This is a genomic window from Vibrio sp. TRT 21S02 (assembly GCF_050113675.1).
Taxonomy (GTDB): Bacteria; Pseudomonadota; Gammaproteobacteria; order Enterobacterales; family Vibrionaceae; genus Vibrio.
The window spans coordinates 107,851-123,856 of sequence record NZ_JBNJOI010000004.1 but is presented as its reverse complement, the minus strand read 5'-3'; the positions used below and the strand labels follow the sequence as shown (position 1 = coordinate 123,856).

At 43.2% G+C, this 16,006-nt stretch carries 15 protein-coding genes; 8 read left to right on the top strand and 7 right to left on the bottom strand.

Going from position 1 to position 16,006, the window contains the following annotated elements; genetic code table 11:
* The first annotated feature begins 40 nt into the window (after positions 1 to 40).
* From nrdH to yghU, 5 genes are all read left to right on the top strand, one after another.
* Positions 41 to 259, top strand: a complete 219-nt coding sequence (gene nrdH, locus ACQEXU_RS06645) for a glutaredoxin-like protein NrdH (protein WP_427010166.1) — start codon at positions 41 to 43, stop codon at positions 257 to 259.
* Positions 256 to 657, top strand: coding sequence for a class Ib ribonucleoside-diphosphate reductase assembly flavoprotein NrdI (gene nrdI, locus ACQEXU_RS06640; RefSeq protein WP_427010165.1), 402 nt, complete (start codon positions 256 to 258; stop codon positions 655 to 657). Before nrdH ends, nrdI begins: the two co-directional genes overlap by 4 nt.
* The gene (gene nrdE / locus ACQEXU_RS06635; RefSeq protein ID WP_427010164.1) at positions 654 to 2,780 is read left to right on the top strand and encodes a class 1b ribonucleoside-diphosphate reductase subunit alpha; all 2,127 of its coding nucleotides are present in this window, start codon (positions 654 to 656) and stop codon (positions 2,778 to 2,780) included. The genes nrdI and nrdE overlap by 4 nt, the downstream gene beginning before the upstream one ends.
* A 9-nt stretch (positions 2,781 to 2,789) precedes the next feature.
* Positions 2,790 to 3,764, top strand: coding sequence for a class 1b ribonucleoside-diphosphate reductase subunit beta (gene nrdF / locus ACQEXU_RS06630; protein ID WP_427010163.1), 975 nt, complete (start codon positions 2,790 to 2,792; stop codon positions 3,762 to 3,764).
* Positions 3,765 to 3,871: 107 nt separating this feature from the next.
* The gene (yghU, locus tag ACQEXU_RS06625) at positions 3,872 to 4,729 is read left to right on the top strand and encodes a glutathione-dependent disulfide-bond oxidoreductase (RefSeq protein WP_367988912.1); all 858 of its coding nucleotides are present in this window, start codon (positions 3,872 to 3,874) and stop codon (positions 4,727 to 4,729) included.
* Positions 4,730 to 4,793: 64 nt separating this feature from the next.
* Here yghU and ACQEXU_RS06620 read toward each other — a convergent pair whose 3' ends face one another.
* Positions 4,794 to 6,386, bottom strand: a complete 1,593-nt coding sequence (locus ACQEXU_RS06620) for a bacteriohemerythrin (RefSeq protein ID WP_427010162.1) — start codon at positions 6,384 to 6,386, stop codon at positions 4,794 to 4,796.
* Between the two features lie 76 nt (positions 6,387 to 6,462).
* Positions 6,463 to 7,737, bottom strand: coding sequence for an HD domain-containing phosphohydrolase (locus ACQEXU_RS06615; RefSeq protein WP_427010161.1), 1,275 nt, complete (start codon positions 7,735 to 7,737; stop codon positions 6,463 to 6,465).
* Positions 7,738 to 8,050: 313 nt separating this feature from the next.
* Between ACQEXU_RS06615 and ACQEXU_RS06610 the strand changes: the two genes are divergently transcribed.
* A complete protein-coding gene (locus ACQEXU_RS06610; RefSeq protein WP_367988916.1) occupies positions 8,051 to 8,422 on the top strand; it encodes a zf-TFIIB domain-containing protein in 372 nt (123 codons plus the stop codon).
* A 31-nt stretch (positions 8,423 to 8,453) separates the two neighbouring features.
* The gene (locus ACQEXU_RS06605) at positions 8,454 to 8,921 is read left to right on the top strand and encodes a DUF2059 domain-containing protein (RefSeq protein WP_427010160.1); all 468 of its coding nucleotides are present in this window, start codon (positions 8,454 to 8,456) and stop codon (positions 8,919 to 8,921) included.
* A gap of 97 nt (positions 8,922 to 9,018) precedes the next feature.
* On the opposite strand, the gene ACQEXU_RS06600 is transcribed toward ACQEXU_RS06605, so the two are convergent.
* The 5 genes from ACQEXU_RS06600 to ACQEXU_RS06580 all read right to left on the bottom strand — a co-directional run bounded on the left by ACQEXU_RS06600 (position 9,019) and on the right by ACQEXU_RS06580 (position 12,741).
* Positions 9,019 to 9,204, bottom strand: a complete 186-nt coding sequence (locus ACQEXU_RS06600) for a hypothetical protein (RefSeq protein ID WP_367988918.1) — start codon at positions 9,202 to 9,204, stop codon at positions 9,019 to 9,021.
* 169 nt (positions 9,205 to 9,373) lie between these two features.
* Complete coding sequence (locus ACQEXU_RS06595) at positions 9,374 to 10,387, bottom strand: hypothetical protein (protein WP_427010159.1); 1,014 nt, start codon at positions 10,385 to 10,387, stop codon at positions 9,374 to 9,376.
* A gap of 78 nt (positions 10,388 to 10,465) precedes the next feature.
* A complete protein-coding gene (locus ACQEXU_RS06590) occupies positions 10,466 to 11,134 on the bottom strand; it encodes an OmpA family protein (protein ID WP_427010158.1) in 669 nt (222 codons plus the stop codon).
* Between the two features lie 118 nt (positions 11,135 to 11,252).
* The gene (locus ACQEXU_RS06585) at positions 11,253 to 11,936 is read right to left on the bottom strand and encodes a DUF2786 domain-containing protein (protein ID WP_367988921.1); all 684 of its coding nucleotides are present in this window, start codon (positions 11,934 to 11,936) and stop codon (positions 11,253 to 11,255) included.
* A 121-nt stretch (positions 11,937 to 12,057) separates the two neighbouring features.
* Positions 12,058 to 12,741 (bottom strand): DUF3334 family protein, encoded by a 684-nt coding sequence (locus ACQEXU_RS06580; protein WP_367989169.1) that lies wholly within the window; start codon positions 12,739 to 12,741, stop codon positions 12,058 to 12,060.
* A gap of 204 nt (positions 12,742 to 12,945) precedes the next feature.
* Between ACQEXU_RS06580 and ydiJ the strand changes: the two genes are divergently transcribed.
* Positions 12,946 to 15,975, top strand: a complete 3,030-nt coding sequence (gene ydiJ / locus ACQEXU_RS06575) for a D-2-hydroxyglutarate dehydrogenase YdiJ (protein WP_427010157.1) — start codon at positions 12,946 to 12,948, stop codon at positions 15,973 to 15,975.
* Positions 15,976 to 16,006 lie beyond the last annotated feature (31 nt).

The following is a 16,006-nucleotide window of genomic DNA, read 5'->3' as shown; positions in this document are numbered from 1 at the left end:
GCAAATGAGAATTGCAGTAATATTTTAATAGGAGCGAAAAATGGACGTTATCATTTACTCAAAACCGGCTTGTGTTCAGTGTGTCGCCACGCAAAAAGCGATGGCTGCAAAGAATATTCGTTACAAAAGCATCGATTTGACTCAAGACTCGCATGCACTAGAAAAGGTACAAGCTCTGGGTTATCGGGAAGTACCTGTAGTGGTAGTGGGTGAGCGTCATTGGTCTGGTTTTCGTCCGGATATGATCAACACGTTATGAGCCAGTTGGTTTACTTTTCCAGTCAGTCGGGTAACACGCAACGTTTTATTGAGAAACTTGAGTTACCCGCTATCCGTTTGCCGATAGAACCCAATGATCCAACCCCTGACATTACTGCGCCATTTGTGCTTATTTGCCCGACGTACGCCGATGGTTATGGGCGAGGGGCTGTGCCTAAACCAGTGATCAAACTACTGAATCTGGAAAAAAATCGAAAGTTGTTACGAGGCGTTATTGCCTCTGGCAATCGTAATTTCGGAAAATTTTACGCGTACTCAGGCGATATTATCGCCAAAAAATGTCAGGTGCCGATCTTGTATCGTTTTGAACTGGCAGGATGTGATAGTGATGTAACCCGAGTGCGCCATGGCTTGAGAAAACTTTGGTCAACCCTATGACAGAGACACACAATCAACTCGATTATCACGCACTGAATGCAATGCTAAATTTGCTCGATGCACAAGGTAACGTCCAGTTTGATGCAGACCGCCAATCGGTTCGTCAATACTTCTTACAACACATCAATCAAAATACGGTTTTCTTTCACCATTTGCGAGAAAAGCTGACTTACTTAGTAGAGGAAAACTATTACGAAGCTGACGTGTTGGAACAATACCGTTGGGAATTCAAGCAAGCTATTTGGCAAAAAGCGTATGACTTTAAATTCCGCTTCCCAACCTTTATGGGGGCTTATAAATTTTTTGCTTCGTATGCGTTAAAAACTCGGGATGGAAAACGTTATTTGGAGCGATTTGAAGATCGCGTCGTGATGACGGCTTTGCTTTTAGCAAGAGGTGACGAAGATAAAGCATTGCTGTTGATGGAGGAGATGATCTCCGGACGTTTTCAACCAGCAACGCCAACGTTTACGAATGCGGGAAAGAAAAGCCGTGGTGAACTTATTTCGTGTTTTCTATTACGTGTAGAAGACAACATGGAAAGTATTGGTCGTGCTGTGAACTCGTCACTTCAACTTTCACGACGCGGCGGTGGCGTGGCATTAATGCTGACCAACTTGCGAGAGCATGGTGCGCCAATTAAAGGCATTGAAAACCAGTCCTCAGGAGTTATTCCTGTGATGAAGCTGTTAGAAGACAGTTTTTCTTATGCAAACCAGCTTGGCGCGAGGCAAGGGGCGGGGGCGGTATATTTGCATGCTCACCACCCAGATATACTTCGTTTTCTCGATACCAAGCGTGAAAATGCAGATGAAAAAATTCGCATTAAGACACTTAGCCTTGGCATCGTAGTTCCTGATATTACGTTTGAACTGGCTAAGCAAAATAAGGACATGTATCTATTCTCACCGTATGACGTAGAAAGAGTTTATGGTGTCCCATTTTCAGAAATTTCTGTTACGGATCGATATGCGGAGCTGGTGGATGATGCTCGGATCCACAAAACAAAAATAAACGCTCGTCAGTTTTTTCAAACCATTGCTGAAATCCAATTTGAGTCTGGTTATCCCTATCTCATGTTTGAAGATACGGTCAATCGAATGAATCCGATAAAAGGCCGAATTTCTATGTCGAACTTATGCTCGGAGATCTTGCAAATAAACGAGGCGTCTGAGTTTAACGATGACTTAAGCTTTAACCATCTTGGTGCCGATATTTCATGCAATCTCGGTTCATTGAATATTGCTAAAGTGATGGATGGGAAAAATGTCGCTAAGTCGGTTACGAGTGCTATCTACGCGTTAAATGCGGTATCTGAAATGAGTGCCATTGATAGTGTTCCTTCGGTGCGGCGAGGGAACGATGAAAGCCACGCGGTTGGACTTGGCCAAATGAACTTGCATGGTTTTCTTGCCCGTGAACAGATCCATTATGGCAGTGATGAGGCGCTTGATTTTACCAATGTATATTTTGCAACCGTGCTTTATCACTGTTTAAGCGCTTCAAATCAGCTGGCCATAGAGCGAGCACAAACCTTTATCGGATTTGAAGCATCGAAATACGCCACAGGGGAGTTTTTCCAACGCTATATCGATAATGTGATTGTTGCGAAAACGCCAAAGGTACAAATGCTGTTAGAGCAATTTCAGTTTGATATCCCAAGCCAAACCCAATGGGCAGAATTGCAAGCGTCCGTCATGCAGTACGGATTATATAACCGAAACTTACAAGCCATTCCGCCGACGGGGTCGATCAGTTACATCAACAATGCCACATCTTCCATTCATCCGATTACTTCAAAAATAGAGATCCGAAAAGAAGGCCAAATTGGACGCGTGTACTATCCCGCCCCTTACATGACGAATGAAAACATGGCGTATTACCGTGATGCTTATGAAATTGGTCCTGAAGCGATTATCGACACCTATGCGGTGGCGACGCAACATGTGGATCAAGGGTTATCCCTAACATTGTTTTTCTCAGATACCGCCACCACTCGTGATATCAACAAGGCGCAGATTTACGCATGGAAGAAGGGTATTAAAACCATTTATTACATTCGATTACGCCAAAAAGCCTTGGAAGGTACACAAGTTGAAGGCTGTGTTTCCTGCAGCTTATAAGGAACGCATATGTTAAATACACAAGCACCTAAATTAGTACAGGCGGTCAATTGGAATCGTTTGCAAGATGACAAAGACCTTGAAATCTGGAACCGTTTGACCGTGAACTTCTGGCTGCCGGAAAAAGTACCGCTGTCCAACGACATACCCAGCTGGCAGCAATTAACCGAGCAAGAACAAGAACTGACTATTCGTGTTTTTACCGGCTTAACGTTGTTAGATACGATTCAAAATACTGTTGGAGCGCCATCGCTGATGCCTGATGCGGTAACGCCGCATGAAGAAGCTGTATTAACCAATATTGCCTTCATGGAAGCCGTTCATGCACGCAGTTACTCTTCGGTGTTTTCTACATTGTGTACGACGCCGCAGATCAATGATGCCTTTCGCTGGTCAGAAGAAAACGTTCATCTGCAAAAGAAAGCACAACTTATCTTGCGGGAATACCGCGTAGATGATTCGCCACTAAAGAAAAAAATCGCTAGTGTCTTTCTTGAAAGTTTTCTTTTCTATTCCGGGTTCTATTTACCTATGCACTGGTCGAGTCGCGCAAAACTGACGAATACAGCAGATTTAATTCGACTCATTATTCGTGATGAAGCGGTGCATGGTTACTACATTGGCTATAAATTCCAACAAGGTTATAAACAGCTAAGTGAATCGGAGCAGATTGAATTGAAAAATTACGCCTTTTCACTGCTGTTTGATTTGTATGCTGTTGAAAGTGAATACACGGAAACATTGTATGATCCAGTTGGATTAACGGAGGAAGTAAAGCAATTTCTGCATTACAACGCCAATAAAGCATTGATGAACCTTGGCTTTGAATCGCTGTTTCCTGATGAGGTTTGTCAGGTAAACCCTGCGATTATGTCTGCTTTATCACCCAATGCGGATGAAAATCATGACTTTTTCTCTGGCTCTGGTTCTTCTTATGTGATTGGTCAGGCGGTTGCTACCGAAGATGAAGATTGGGATTTTTAAAGTCGCGACGGAAAAAACTGCCACAATGAGAGAAAGCATATAGATTTTCTGTTCTATCACAGGGTAGTCTACAGTGTATTCAGCTTGGGTATAAATAAGGAATAATAATGACAAACGAATATATCCCACCGAAAGTGTGGACGATGGACAATGAGAACGGCGGAGAATGGGCCAGCATTAACCGTCCGGATTCTGGTGCGCGACACGAGAAAGTATTACCTGTTGGTGAGCACCCAATACAGCTTTATTCGATGGGGACGCCAAACGGTCAGAAGATCACCATCATGTTAGAAGAACTTTTGGCGCTTGGTGTGAAAGAAGCTGAATATGATGCGCATTTAATCCGAATTGGCGAAGGGGATCAGTTTGGTTCTGGTTTTGTTGATGTAAACCCAAACTCAAAAATCCCGGCATTAGTGGACGGTTCTGGTGAAACACCGGTACGCGTATTTGAGTCAGGCTCGATTCTGGTTTATTTGGCAGAGAAGTTTGGCCATTTATTACCTCAAGAAACTCTTGCTCGGACTCAAGTTTTAAATTGGTTGTTCTGGCTCCAAGGCTCTGCACCATATTTAGGGGGTGGTTTTGGCCATTTTTATGCGTACGCGCCAGAAAAATTCGAGTACCCGATTAATCGTTTTTCGATGGAAACTAAGCGTCAGCTTGATGTTTTAGATAAACAATTAGCGAAAACGAAATATATTGCTGGCGATGAGTACAGTATCGCAGATATCGCTATTTGGCCTTGGTATGGCAATTTAGTGTTAGGTCGACTCTACAATGCAGCGGAATTCCTCGATGTTGAAAGTTACGTACATTTGCAACGTTGGGCGAATGAAGTCGCAGCAAGAGAAGGGGTACAACGTGGTAGAATCGTTAACCGCAGTTGGGGTGAAGAGTGGGAACAGGTTCCTGAACGCCACAGTGCTGATGACATCACTAAAGTGATGGCACTTAAACCATAGTTATCACAGACAATGAAGCCGCCAGAAAGGCGGCTTCATTGGTTTACATCCACTGGACAGTAAGCTAATCAACTCCACCGTCATGGAAGCTCTGGGCGTATGCCTTATCTTCTTTCATAATATGTTGGCTGAGCCAATTCTTGAGAAACTGCATCAGCTCATCACCGATATCTTCTCCACGTTCAACACGTTTTTGAAACTCTAAAACTTGTGCGACCAGTTCATTGTGTTTATCAATATGCTGTTGTGTACGTGCATACTCCACTTGCTCAAACAATGTTTCTTCATATTTGAAGTGATTCGCAGTGTAATCAATCAAGCCTTGGACAACACGCTTAATGGAAGGGAGGCCGTAATTGTTACGTAATAGGTGGTAGAGTTCGTTAATGAGGTGAACGAGCGTTTGATGTTGTCGGTTAATTTCATCCAGTCCGATATCGAGCTGGTCACTCCACTCAATCAGCTTGTCTCTACGTTGTTCTTCTTGTTGTATCTGGTGGTCGCTAATGGCGAAGCGATGTAACAAGGAATCGATTTCTCCAGATAAATTACGCACTGTGATACTGGCGATTAAGGTTTCCTGCGTGGACTTTACGTTGTTCTCTGACTCTAGGGCGATCTCATGCAAGCAATTGACCAGCGCTTTGGTTTGAACTGATTGTTGCTCAGAAGATTGAGCGATCTGTTGGCTGTAATGGTGCACTTCACTGATTTGTTGGTTTAAAGATTTAAACGTATCTTCTGCTTCTGAGGCGATACCTAAAGAGTGTTCCATGCTGGTTTTGTTTTCTTGCATGGTTTGCTGCACATCTTGAGTTTTTGTTTGTAGGTTACCGATTTTACTTCTTATTTCCTCAGTGGCTTCTTGTGTCCTCATGGCAAGGTTACGTACTTCATCGGCAACGACCGCAAAGCCACGGCCTTGTTCTCCGGCTCGGGCACTTTCAATCGCAGCATTAAGGGCCAATAAATTTGTTTGCTCGGCAATACCACTGATGGTTTCCATCACTTGGCTGATCTGGTCCGTTTCTTCAACCAAGGCTTGAAAGTGTTGGTTTGACGTATCGATTTGTTGGTTAGCGTTGTCCAACGCACGCTCTAGCGATAGCATATCTTTGGTGCCTTTATCCGCCACTTGCTTCACTTCTTTTGTTAAAGACGCTGAAGAATCACAGAAGTTTGTCACTTGCTGCGTAATCTCTGACAGTTCATCAATAATCGTACTGGCGCGGTCAACGTCTTTTTTCTGCCCGAGAGCTCCCACCTTGGATTGTTCTGAGTCAGTCTGAACGGTATCGGCAACTTCTTGCAGTTTTTTTGTTGATTTACCCAGTGCATTAATGGTTCGGGAAATGTCTTCTCCGATACGATTAAATGTTTGGAACAAAGGCGTTCCAAGCGCATTCTCTACGGGAATACGAACCGTTAAGTCACCCTCTGAGAGATCTCGGGCAGAAGCGCGTATTTGGTGGAATGTCGTACCAAGATTTGTGAGAAGCATAACCATAAAAATATGGTAGAGAACAAGGTACACGAGCCATCCCCAAGCTTGACTCAAAAAAGTGAAAACCATCAATGGCAGGGCGATGATTGTCAATAAAACAACAATTGATAGTTTATTGAGGTTGCTTATTTTTTCGATGACTTGGCTATACATAGCGCAACTCCTTAAGCAAATTGCTGGTGGAGAGAAAGGAATTCTCACCACCGGCAGATAGCAGATATCGATGCTGTTACATCAGAACTTCTTCGGAAACTGAAATATGAAAGCACTCATTCATGTTGTCTTTTAGGCATTGATATACCTCTGGATCCAGCACCTTTCGATCTATCATGGGTTGCATGATGGCATTGATTTCCGGGATGTTGAGCCGCTCTCGGTACGGACGTTGTTGTGATAATGCTTGGAAAATATCGGCAATGGCGATGATACGTGAAGGTAAATCCAATTCAGCCTCAGTTTTATTATATGGATAACCACTACCATCGAGACGTTCATGATGACTTACAGCCCAATCACCAATTTTTGAGTCTGGGAAGACCATTCTGAGTGCTATTTCAGTATCAATAGTATGCTTTTTGATGTGAGCATACTCTTCCATGGTTAGCTTTCCTGGCTTATGAAGAATTTCGTCTGGCGTTCTGAGTTTTCCAATATCATGAACCAAGCCTGAAACATAAAGCATTTTGGCGGTTTTTCTGGGAAGGTGCATTTTACTTGCAAGATATTCAGACAACTCAGCGACTTTAAGTGAGTGTTGATAGGTGAAAGGGCTTTTTGCATCCACAATACCTGCAATGAATCGCCCTAAGTCGACTAATTTGGGTAAGGATAGATCTGTTTGTAACCAATCTAAATGATTGAACCAAACAGGAATATTTTCTATGTGCTCAGGTACCATTGAATACCAAAACCCATCTTTTTGAATTAACACTGCTAGAGCTTCAATCAAGTCAGGCCGGAATAATTTTCCTTTTTGTTCATTTAACATTCCTGTGATTTCATTTTTTTTCAGGATGATAAGGTCGCTATCTTGGTCGGCTAGGAAACGCGCTCTCAAGAAATCTAATCGGTCTGCGAGAAAGATAAGCGCGGCGATATCTTTTTCAAAAAGTGGGATATCTATGGACTCTAGTTCAGCCCAAGGTGTGTGATGATAAAGAACGATGTTAGCAAAGGGGATTAGTAACTCACATTCGATAAGGGACTGATACCCAATGCGACAATGGCGTTGAACATCATTGGGGGTCATTGTGCTAACTAAGTTTTTATGCTCGGCGGACTGAGAAACACCGCAGTCATGGAGTAATCCTGCCATAAAGCAGAACTCTTGTTTCTTCTTTTCCCACCCTAATTGTTTTGCACACTCATAAGCAATGTAGGCGACCCGATGGCCATGATTGGCATCGTCTATACCTACGTAATCAAGCGCGCGAGCAACCCAAATTAATGCGTGCTTTAAATCAACCGAGAAAGACTCTTGTGTATGAATATGTGTGGCTTCCATTGCAGATACTCCCTGATCCCTAGCCTTAGTGCTTATATTTATCCCAATATAGTTTGAGGTTAGTTCAAAAGTAGTAGTGTAAGTGTGATTAAGGACAAGTTGTGGAATCTCATACGGAATAACCATAATTAAAATAAGGCAATATGCGTAGCTTGATATAAAGCCTAGTAACAAGGCTATGCAGGCCGGATATGCGACATGGTGAAAAGTTTTTTAATGGGTGGCTTAACCTCATAAATTGTGTGTCGTAGTATTTTGTTGGTGAATTTATTTTTGTATTTATATAACGTTAATCTGCTAGGTGAGGTGTTGAATGAAATGTCCAAAATGTAGCTCTGACTTTGAGCAATTGCAGACTCCTTTAGGTGATGTAGAGCGATGCACCGAGTGTAAGGGGCTTTGGATTGATATTTATGAAGTTGAAGCAATGAAACCTCTCGCTGACACGGTTGATATTGGCGATGAAGCTATTGGGCAGGCATTTAATGTTATCGATCGCATCGATTGCCCCGTATGCCCGAATAACCAAATGCTACGTTTGGTTGATCCGAAGCAACCTCATATCTGGTTTGAGAGCTGCCCAACATGCAAAGGGCGTTTTTATGATGCCGGCGAATATAAAGATTTAGCCACGGTTGATATGTCTGACTTCTTTAAGAAATTAGGTGCAACTGAACGCCTTTAACTTTTGTTTGTTTCCAAATCGAGGAGGGGACATGAATTTTTTGAAAAAGACTCTGATAGTTGCGTTAATGGTTTTTTCCAGTCAATCATTAGCAAATCCACACAAAGAAGCCGCCTACCAACTTATTGAGGCGATGGAACTGAATCAGTTAATGAGTGAGACTATCGACTCTATGCTGCAAGTTCAGTTGCAAAGCCAGCCTCAGTTGAAGCCATTTGAAAGTACGATGCGCGAATTTTTTAATACATACATGAGCGGCGATAGCTTAAAAGACAGCTTTGCCGAGCTGTATATGAGTGTTTATACCGAGCAAGAATTGAAAGAACTGATCGCGTTTTTGAATACACCGACAGGTAAGAAATCAATCAAGATGACACCGATCTTAACCACTAAGGGAGCCGCGATTGGGCAGCAAAGGGTGATGGAGAATGCACATATCCTTGAGCGAATGATCAAAGAAGAGGCAGAACGTCTAGAAGCGTTGAAAAACAACCAATGATGATGAGGCAAGCTTGTTTTCGGCTTAGTGTCTCTATCTCTAAAACTATTTATAAATACAAAAAGCGCCAATGAGGCGCTTTTTTCATGGTGATTATTCAGAGTGTTGCTTGTGCTTGACGCTCTCTGAATTGGATCTCTGCAATATTAAATTGCCTTACGTCTAAAGTAGCTAAATCATTACACTCTTTGCAGGAGTGATGGCTTTTTCCATCAACATAGTCATGCTTTTTTAACAGGCTTGGTTTATTACACCAATCGCAAATGCCTTCAATGGTAAACATATGTTCTCACCTTTGTTCGTTCAGGCGTTATTTTCGACACAAAGTATGACATAACTAACGTGCTTAAGTTAACTGTTTGTTACCTGTAGTGGGAGGGGGATCGATTGCGCTAACTTAATAAAAATTAAAGTCTGTGACTGATGTTATTGCTAAAGGTGTAATCTTGTAACTATTTGTTAACGTGATGCAGGATGATTTTCAGTGCGTTGTTGAGCCGTTTCATTTCTTCTTCACTTCCTTTTAAATCGGGGTGATAAATTTTTGATAACTGCTTAAAGCGTGTTTTGATCGCTTTTTCATCAGGAAGTCGGTTGGCTTTAAAACCAAACATGGCACAGGCAAGGGAAAGCTTGTTGTGCTCAGGTGAGGGCTGATTAGTTGCTGGCTTGGATGACTGAAGCTTTTTAAATTGATGAAAAAGTGTTTCCAGCTGTCTTTTTTGTTGGCGAATGGTCGCTGTTTGCTCTTTTATCTTCGTTTCTAGTTGTTCTGATTGAGAGTCAGGTTGGTTAGACGCAAAGTGTAAGCGCTGTTGCAATTTGTTGTTTTTGCGCCAAAGCAGCAACGATAGAGCGAGCGTCAATAATAACGAGCATGCTAGACCAATAAGAGCCGAGCTATTTGTGAGCATAGGTGATGCAGATGAAGAAGCATTAACATCTAGCTCAGCATACGCTTCGTCTAATTGGTCTATCTCTGCAATTTGCTTTGCTCGCCTTTGGTTGAACTTCCGCTCTAAAATTCGTGCATAAGCTGCTTCTGCTTGCTCATCATATGGTGCTGCAACTTGGTACCATAATTCTGCCATCTCAAGAGCGTGAGGTGTAGTTTTACTATTTTCGTAAATGGTGGCAATTGCAACTTGGGCCTTTCGGTTCCCTTGGCCTGCTAATGTTGTTAACCAATAAAGGCCAGCGGTCTGATCGACTTCTGTTCCAAGCCCTTTAAAGTATAGGTTTGCAAGTTCGAAGGTTGCGAGCTCATGACTTTGCTCAGCAGCTTGTTGGTACCAGTAAAATGCTTCTTGGTAAGAGCGCGCTGTACTTTCGCCGAAACGGTATAATTCCGCCAATTCGTATTGAGCAACTGCGTCGTTTTTTTCAGCAAGAGGGAGTAACTCATCTACAGATGAGGCAAAGGCGAAGTTAGAAAGAATGGTGAGTAAAAGAGTCAATCTTCTCAAAAGAATACCAATCCCTAGTATATGAATGACACGTCAGCTGGAAGATAGAGTTAGCCCGAAGGCTAACTCTGAATAGTATTATTTTAGCGGAAGAATTTGAATTTCTACACGACGGTTACATGCACGGCCAGATGTTGTGTCGTTTGTACAGCGTGGGTAGCGCTCGCCGTTACCACGAGCGATGGCACGACCAGCTGCAACACCTTGCTGCACTAAGTATGTGCGTACAGACTCGGCTCTGCGTTCTGATAGAACTTGGTTTGTAGTGTCGCTACCAGTGCTATCGGTATGACCTTCAATCACAAGGCTAGTGTCAGGGTATTCAACCAGAATGCGTGCAACACCGCGAAGCGTGTTGTGAATGCTTGAATCAAGTTGGTATGACGCTGTTTGGAAACCAATGCCATTTTCCATACGAAGGATAAGTTGGTTTTCACCAACACGCTCTACTTGTACGCCTGAGTTGAGTAGCTCTTGACGTAAAGCCGCTTCTTGTTGGTCGAAGTAGTAACCCACACCGCCACCAACGGCAGCACCACCCGCAGCACCGATTAGAGCATGCTTACGACGCTCTTTGGCATCATCACCCGTCGCAAGGCCAACGGCCACACCAGTCAGTGCACCAATGATCGCGCCTTTAGTCGCTGAGTTTGTTTCCGTTTCACCTGTCGTTGCGTTTTGACGTTGTGTTGCTTGACAACCCGAAAGAGCAATAGCGACAGCAAGAGCTAAAGTAATCTTTTTCACAGAATGTTCTCCATGTGTTCTCGAAATTGCGCCAAATAAACCTTTTTGAGGCATCCATGTCAAACTTAAGACCTATTTTTTGACTGAATATTTACCTAGTAGAACTAAAGTGGCTTGTTTAGCGTAGCATTTTTGGTGCTTGAGCACCGTTTATAGGACGGTTTACGGACACAGTACGGCCCTTTTTTAACCCTACTTCATAATCTTCCGTGATGTTTTTCATCGCTTCTTTTAACTGTTGTTTAAAAGTTTCACGGTCGATGTTTTGGAACTCTTTGTCGATATAGCTATCGATCTTTTTTGCGGACTCTTCATCTGGTGTAATTATAGGGAGCTTTTCTAATGCACCTTCTACCCAACCTGATACGAATGAGTTTACTCTACGGGACACTTCGGTGCTTGATGTGCCAGTTCCGGCAAAGCTGTTGCGAAATTTACCTGTTTGTTCATTCATTTCACGATAAATGATGTCAAAAGCGAATGCCGCAAAGATGGCTCTGTCAGCTTCACCGATAAACTCAACACGCTTAAGGCCTTTGTGATTGAGCAATACCGCCTCAACACCAAACTTAGTATTAATGCCACGGATAATGCGTAGCAGCAATGAACTAATACTGGTAGGTAGGAGATGAGAAGACTGCGTTTTGCCCATTTTGATGAATTCGATGTCGTCTTTATCGAGGCCATATTTCAACATCAAACGGTGGGCCATCTTAATAGCGTTAGCGGCTTCGTTTACATTTGCTGAGTTACCAAGTTCAAGACATTTAGCGATTTTCTTGAGGGCTTTTTGTTTATCCATCGACGACAGCAAGGCTCTTTAATTTTGCAAAGTCGACTATTTTAACGTGTTCTGAAATAAAGTTGAAATAAATAAGCGGGAAAAACGGCACTGAATGAACAGTACCGTCCGTTTCAAAAGGTTAGATGCCTAGCTCATCTAGGAGGTCATTGGATGCACCTTCATTGGCAGCTGCCTTTGTTTCCTTCTTAGACTGCATCTGCTGCTGGGTTTGTTCAAAGATGCTATCAGGACATTCATCCTGAGCTTCATCGAATTCTTCCAATTGAATAAATTCCGTTTTATCCATCGCAAGTTCAAGATAGAAAATGTTATTACCTTCAGTCGAGAAGGTCACTCTTCGCGCTTGTGGTCTATCAAGATTAGTATCAACCGACAAGTTTACCTGTTTGTTTAGGGACAACATCTTAGGTTGATTTTGAGTGATGTGTGTTTGCAGTTGCTTGCGCACTTTATTGGTAAAATCACCGACGATTTGATTCATCAACTCACCAAGTACATCACCAACTTCATCTGAGGTATGTAAGACCGCGAGCTCTTCTTCTGGCATACCCATGTTGCGCATATAGTTGGTGTAAACCTCAAGAGCGGCTTTGGAAGTGAAGTTAATTACGACAAGACCAGAGAAGCCACCATCAAACAGAACAAAGCAACCAAAGTCAGGTTTCAAGCTGGTTTTGGTGATCTTCTGCACCATGGCAGAATAGGTAATATTTGAATCAGTGGCAGAATTCAATACGGTTGAGACAGATTGGCAAAGCTTAAGCAGTATATCTTCAGTAGTTACGACTTTATTTTTCTTCATTTTGTTATCACTCATAAAAACACACTTATTTCTCTAATTGATGATATTTAAGTGTGGGAAAGAAATGCGAGAAGTTCCATTCTGTCACTGAGATTCTGTTTTGATCACCCTTTTAAATGTTGTAAAGTGACGAAATTCAAAAAGATTATTAAATAATAGGAACCCTGAGCTGATCGGATCAGCGCAGTAGAGGGCAGGAAGCAAATGTTACCAAGACTTCATATCCATTCTGATGTCGACCCAGTAGTACAAAATTTTTTGGAAGCGCTGCGCAATGCAGGTTTTACTGGCGACATTGAAACTCAATATTCTAGCCGTTTAGCTGTTGCAACAGACAACAGTGTATACCAACAACTTCCTCAAGCGGTTGTTCATCCTAAATCGACGCAAGATGTGGCTTTAATTGGCAAATTGAGCACGGCCACGGCTTATGAGCGAGTCACGTTTTCACCGCGAGGTGGTGGTACTGGAACAAACGGACAGTCTTTGACCAAAGGTGTGGTGGTTGATCTTTCTCGTCATATGAACAAGGTACTGGAAGTTAACCCAGACGAAGGTTGGGTCCGAGTCCAAACTGGTGTGGTGAAAGATCAGCTCAATGATGCCGTAAGGCCCTATGGTTTTTTCTTCTCTCCGGATTTATCAACCAGCAACCGAGCAACGCTCGGCGGCATGATCAATACTGATGCTTCGGGGCAGGGTTCTTTGAAATATGGCAAAACGTCAGATCATGTTTTATCGCTACAAGCGGTTTTTGCGGATGGTTCGATATTAGAATCCGATATGAGTCATGGCTTACCCGAAGAAGGTGAGTACGCATTTCGTGCCCTTAAAGTGACGGAACAGGTGTGTCGCGATAAGCGCGCGCAAATTACGGCTAAGTTTCCACCATTAAATCGGTTTTTAACGGGTTATGACTTAAAAAATGCCATCACCGAAGACGATGCGTTTGATATCACAAGAGTGTTGTGTGGCGCTGAAGGCTCACTTGCCTTTATCACCGAAGCGAAGCTAAATCTCACCCCCATTCCTAAACTGCGTACGCTAGTCAATGTGAAATACAACAGCTTTGATGCTGCTTTACGGAATGCGCCGTTTATGGTGGCGGCCGATGCCTTATCAGTTGAAACCATCGATTCAAAAGTACTCAATCTCGCTAAGCAAGATATTGTTTGGCATACGGTGAGCGACTTATTGACGGATGTCGAAGGCAAAGAAATGCTCGGCATCAATATGGTTGAATATGCTGGGCAAGATGAAGCAGAAGTCAATCGCCAAGTGCAGGCGCTTTGCGACAAATTAGATGCGATGATGCAGGTGGGAGAGGCCGGGATTATTGGTTATCAAGTTTGCAGTGACTTAGCCTCAATTGGACGTATTTACAACATGCGTAAGAAGGCGGTTGGTCTGCTTGGTGCTGCTAAAGGCCGTGCTAAGCCCGTTGCTTTTGCGGAAGATACGTGTGTACCTCCCGAAAATCTGGCGGACTTTATCGTTGAATTTCGTCAGCTGCTTGATTCGAAAGCACTTAATTATGGCATGTTTGGGCATGTGGATGCGGGTGTGCTTCACGTTAGGCCTGCGTTGGATCTGTGTGATCCCAAGCAAGAACGTTTGATGCATGAAGTTTCTGATGAAGTGGTCAAGCTTGTCGCTAAATATGGTGGTCTGATGTGGGGTGAGCATGGTAAAGGGTTCCGTTCTGAGTATGGACCTGAGTTCTTTGGGCAAGAGCTATTTACTGAGCTTCGACGAGTCAAAGCTGCCTTTGACCCTCACAATAAAATGAATCCGGGTAAAATTTGTACGCCGTTAAACAGTGATGCAGAACTCGTCAAAGTGTCAGATACAAAACGTGGTTACTTTGATCGACAAATAGACGTTCAGGTTAGAGACAGTTTTAAGCAGGCAATGGAATGTAATGGCAATGGTCTGTGCTTTAACTACGACACCTCATCGCCGATGTGTCCTTCTATGAAGGTAACGGCCGATCGTCGCCAATCACCAAAAGGAAGGGCCGGTATTGTTCGTGAATGGTTGCGCCAGCTGACAGAGCAAGGCGTCGATATTCTCGATTTAGAAAAACAGGTTCTAGATTCAACCGCTTCCATCAAAACGTTAATAGAACGAGTGAGAAACTCGCTCAACAAACGGCATGAATATGATTTTTCTCATGAAGTGTATGAAGCCATGAATGGTTGTTTGGCGTGCAAAGCGTGTGCGAGTCAGTGTCCGATTAAGGTGGATGTTCCGAGCTTCCGCTCTCGATTCCTAAATATTTACTACTCAAGATACCAGCGACCAATGAAGGATTATTTGGTGGCTAACATTGAAACCATGTTGCCATTGATGGCTAAAGCACCCCAAGTGGTCAATGGCGTGCTTAAGCAGAAATGGGTTCAGCAATTGACAGCATCAACGGTTGGTTACATTGATGCGCCATTGATGTCAGTCCCTACGTTAAAGCAAAGGCTCACGGATCTTGAAGAGTTTGATTTGCAGACGTTGGCCGCGATGTCGAAAGAAGACAAGGCACAACGGGTATTGATTGTTCAGGACCCTTTTACTAGTTTCTATGATGCGAGCGTGGTCGAGGATTTTGCTAAACTGGCTATTAAGCTTGGAAAAATACCAGTTCTATTGCCATTTAAGCCAAATGGTAAGGCACAACATATTAAAGGCTTTTTGCAACGTTTCGCTAAAAATGCGCAGACCACAGCCATGTTTCTTGAGCAGGTCGCCGACCTAAACATTCCATTTGTTGGCGTCGACCCTGCGTTGGTTTTGTGTTATCGCGATGAATACCAAGAAATCCTCGGTGATAAACGCGGCGATTTTGAGGTTTTAACCGTTCATGAATGGCTAGAGCCGAAGTTGGGTGAATTTGAACAAAGTACAGAACCTAAATCTGATGAATGGTATCTACTGGCTCACTGTACTGAGAAGACGAAGCTCCCCAACGCTGAGAAAGAGTGGGGTGCGATTTTCTCTCACTTTGGTGCCAAACTAGTTACTGTCCCTGTTGGCTGCTGTGGTATGGCAGGAACGTTTGGCCACGAGGTAGATAAGCTAGAGATGTCAAAAGAGATCTATGGCTTGAGTTGGCAACCAAGCTTAGCCAAATTGCCAAAAGAGCGCTGTTTGATCACCGGATATTCATGTCGAAGCCAAGTCAAACGTTTTGAAAACTTAGTCACCAAGCATCCGTTGCAAGCTTTGCTTCAGTTAGTTTAAAAATATAGCCCGGCGAATTGCCGGGCTTTTT

Bases quoted from the DNA above. Each gene is read 5' to 3' on its own strand.
- nrdH (WP_427010166.1), top strand. From the start codon at position 41: ATGGACGTTATCATTTACTCAAAACCGGCTTGTGTTCAGTGTGTCGCC.
- nrdI (WP_427010165.1), top strand. From the start codon at position 256: ATGAGCCAGTTGGTTTACTTTTCCAGTCAGTCGGGTAACACGCAACGT.
- nrdE (WP_427010164.1), top strand. From the start codon at position 654: ATGACAGAGACACACAATCAACTCGATTATCACGCACTGAATGCAATG.
- nrdF (WP_427010163.1), top strand. From the start codon at position 2,790: ATGTTAAATACACAAGCACCTAAATTAGTACAGGCGGTCAATTGGAAT.
- yghU (WP_367988912.1), top strand. From the start codon at position 3,872: ATGACAAACGAATATATCCCACCGAAAGTGTGGACGATGGACAATGAG.
- ACQEXU_RS06620 (WP_427010162.1), bottom strand. From the start codon at position 6,386: ATGTATAGCCAAGTCATCGAAAAAATAAGCAACCTCAATAAACTATCA.
- ACQEXU_RS06615 (WP_427010161.1), bottom strand. From the start codon at position 7,737: ATGGAAGCCACACATATTCATACACAAGAGTCTTTCTCGGTTGATTTA.
- ACQEXU_RS06610 (WP_367988916.1), top strand. From the start codon at position 8,051: ATGAAATGTCCAAAATGTAGCTCTGACTTTGAGCAATTGCAGACTCCT.
- ACQEXU_RS06605 (WP_427010160.1), top strand. From the start codon at position 8,454: ATGAATTTTTTGAAAAAGACTCTGATAGTTGCGTTAATGGTTTTTTCC.
- ACQEXU_RS06600 (WP_367988918.1), bottom strand. From the start codon at position 9,204: ATGTTTACCATTGAAGGCATTTGCGATTGGTGTAATAAACCAAGCCTG.
- ACQEXU_RS06585 (WP_367988921.1), bottom strand. From the start codon at position 11,936: ATGGATAAACAAAAAGCCCTCAAGAAAATCGCTAAATGTCTTGAACTT.
- ACQEXU_RS06580 (WP_367989169.1), bottom strand. From the start codon at position 12,741: ATGAAGAAAAATAAAGTCGTAACTACTGAAGATATACTGCTTAAGCTT.
- ydiJ (WP_427010157.1), top strand. From the start codon at position 12,946: ATGTTACCAAGACTTCATATCCATTCTGATGTCGACCCAGTAGTACAA.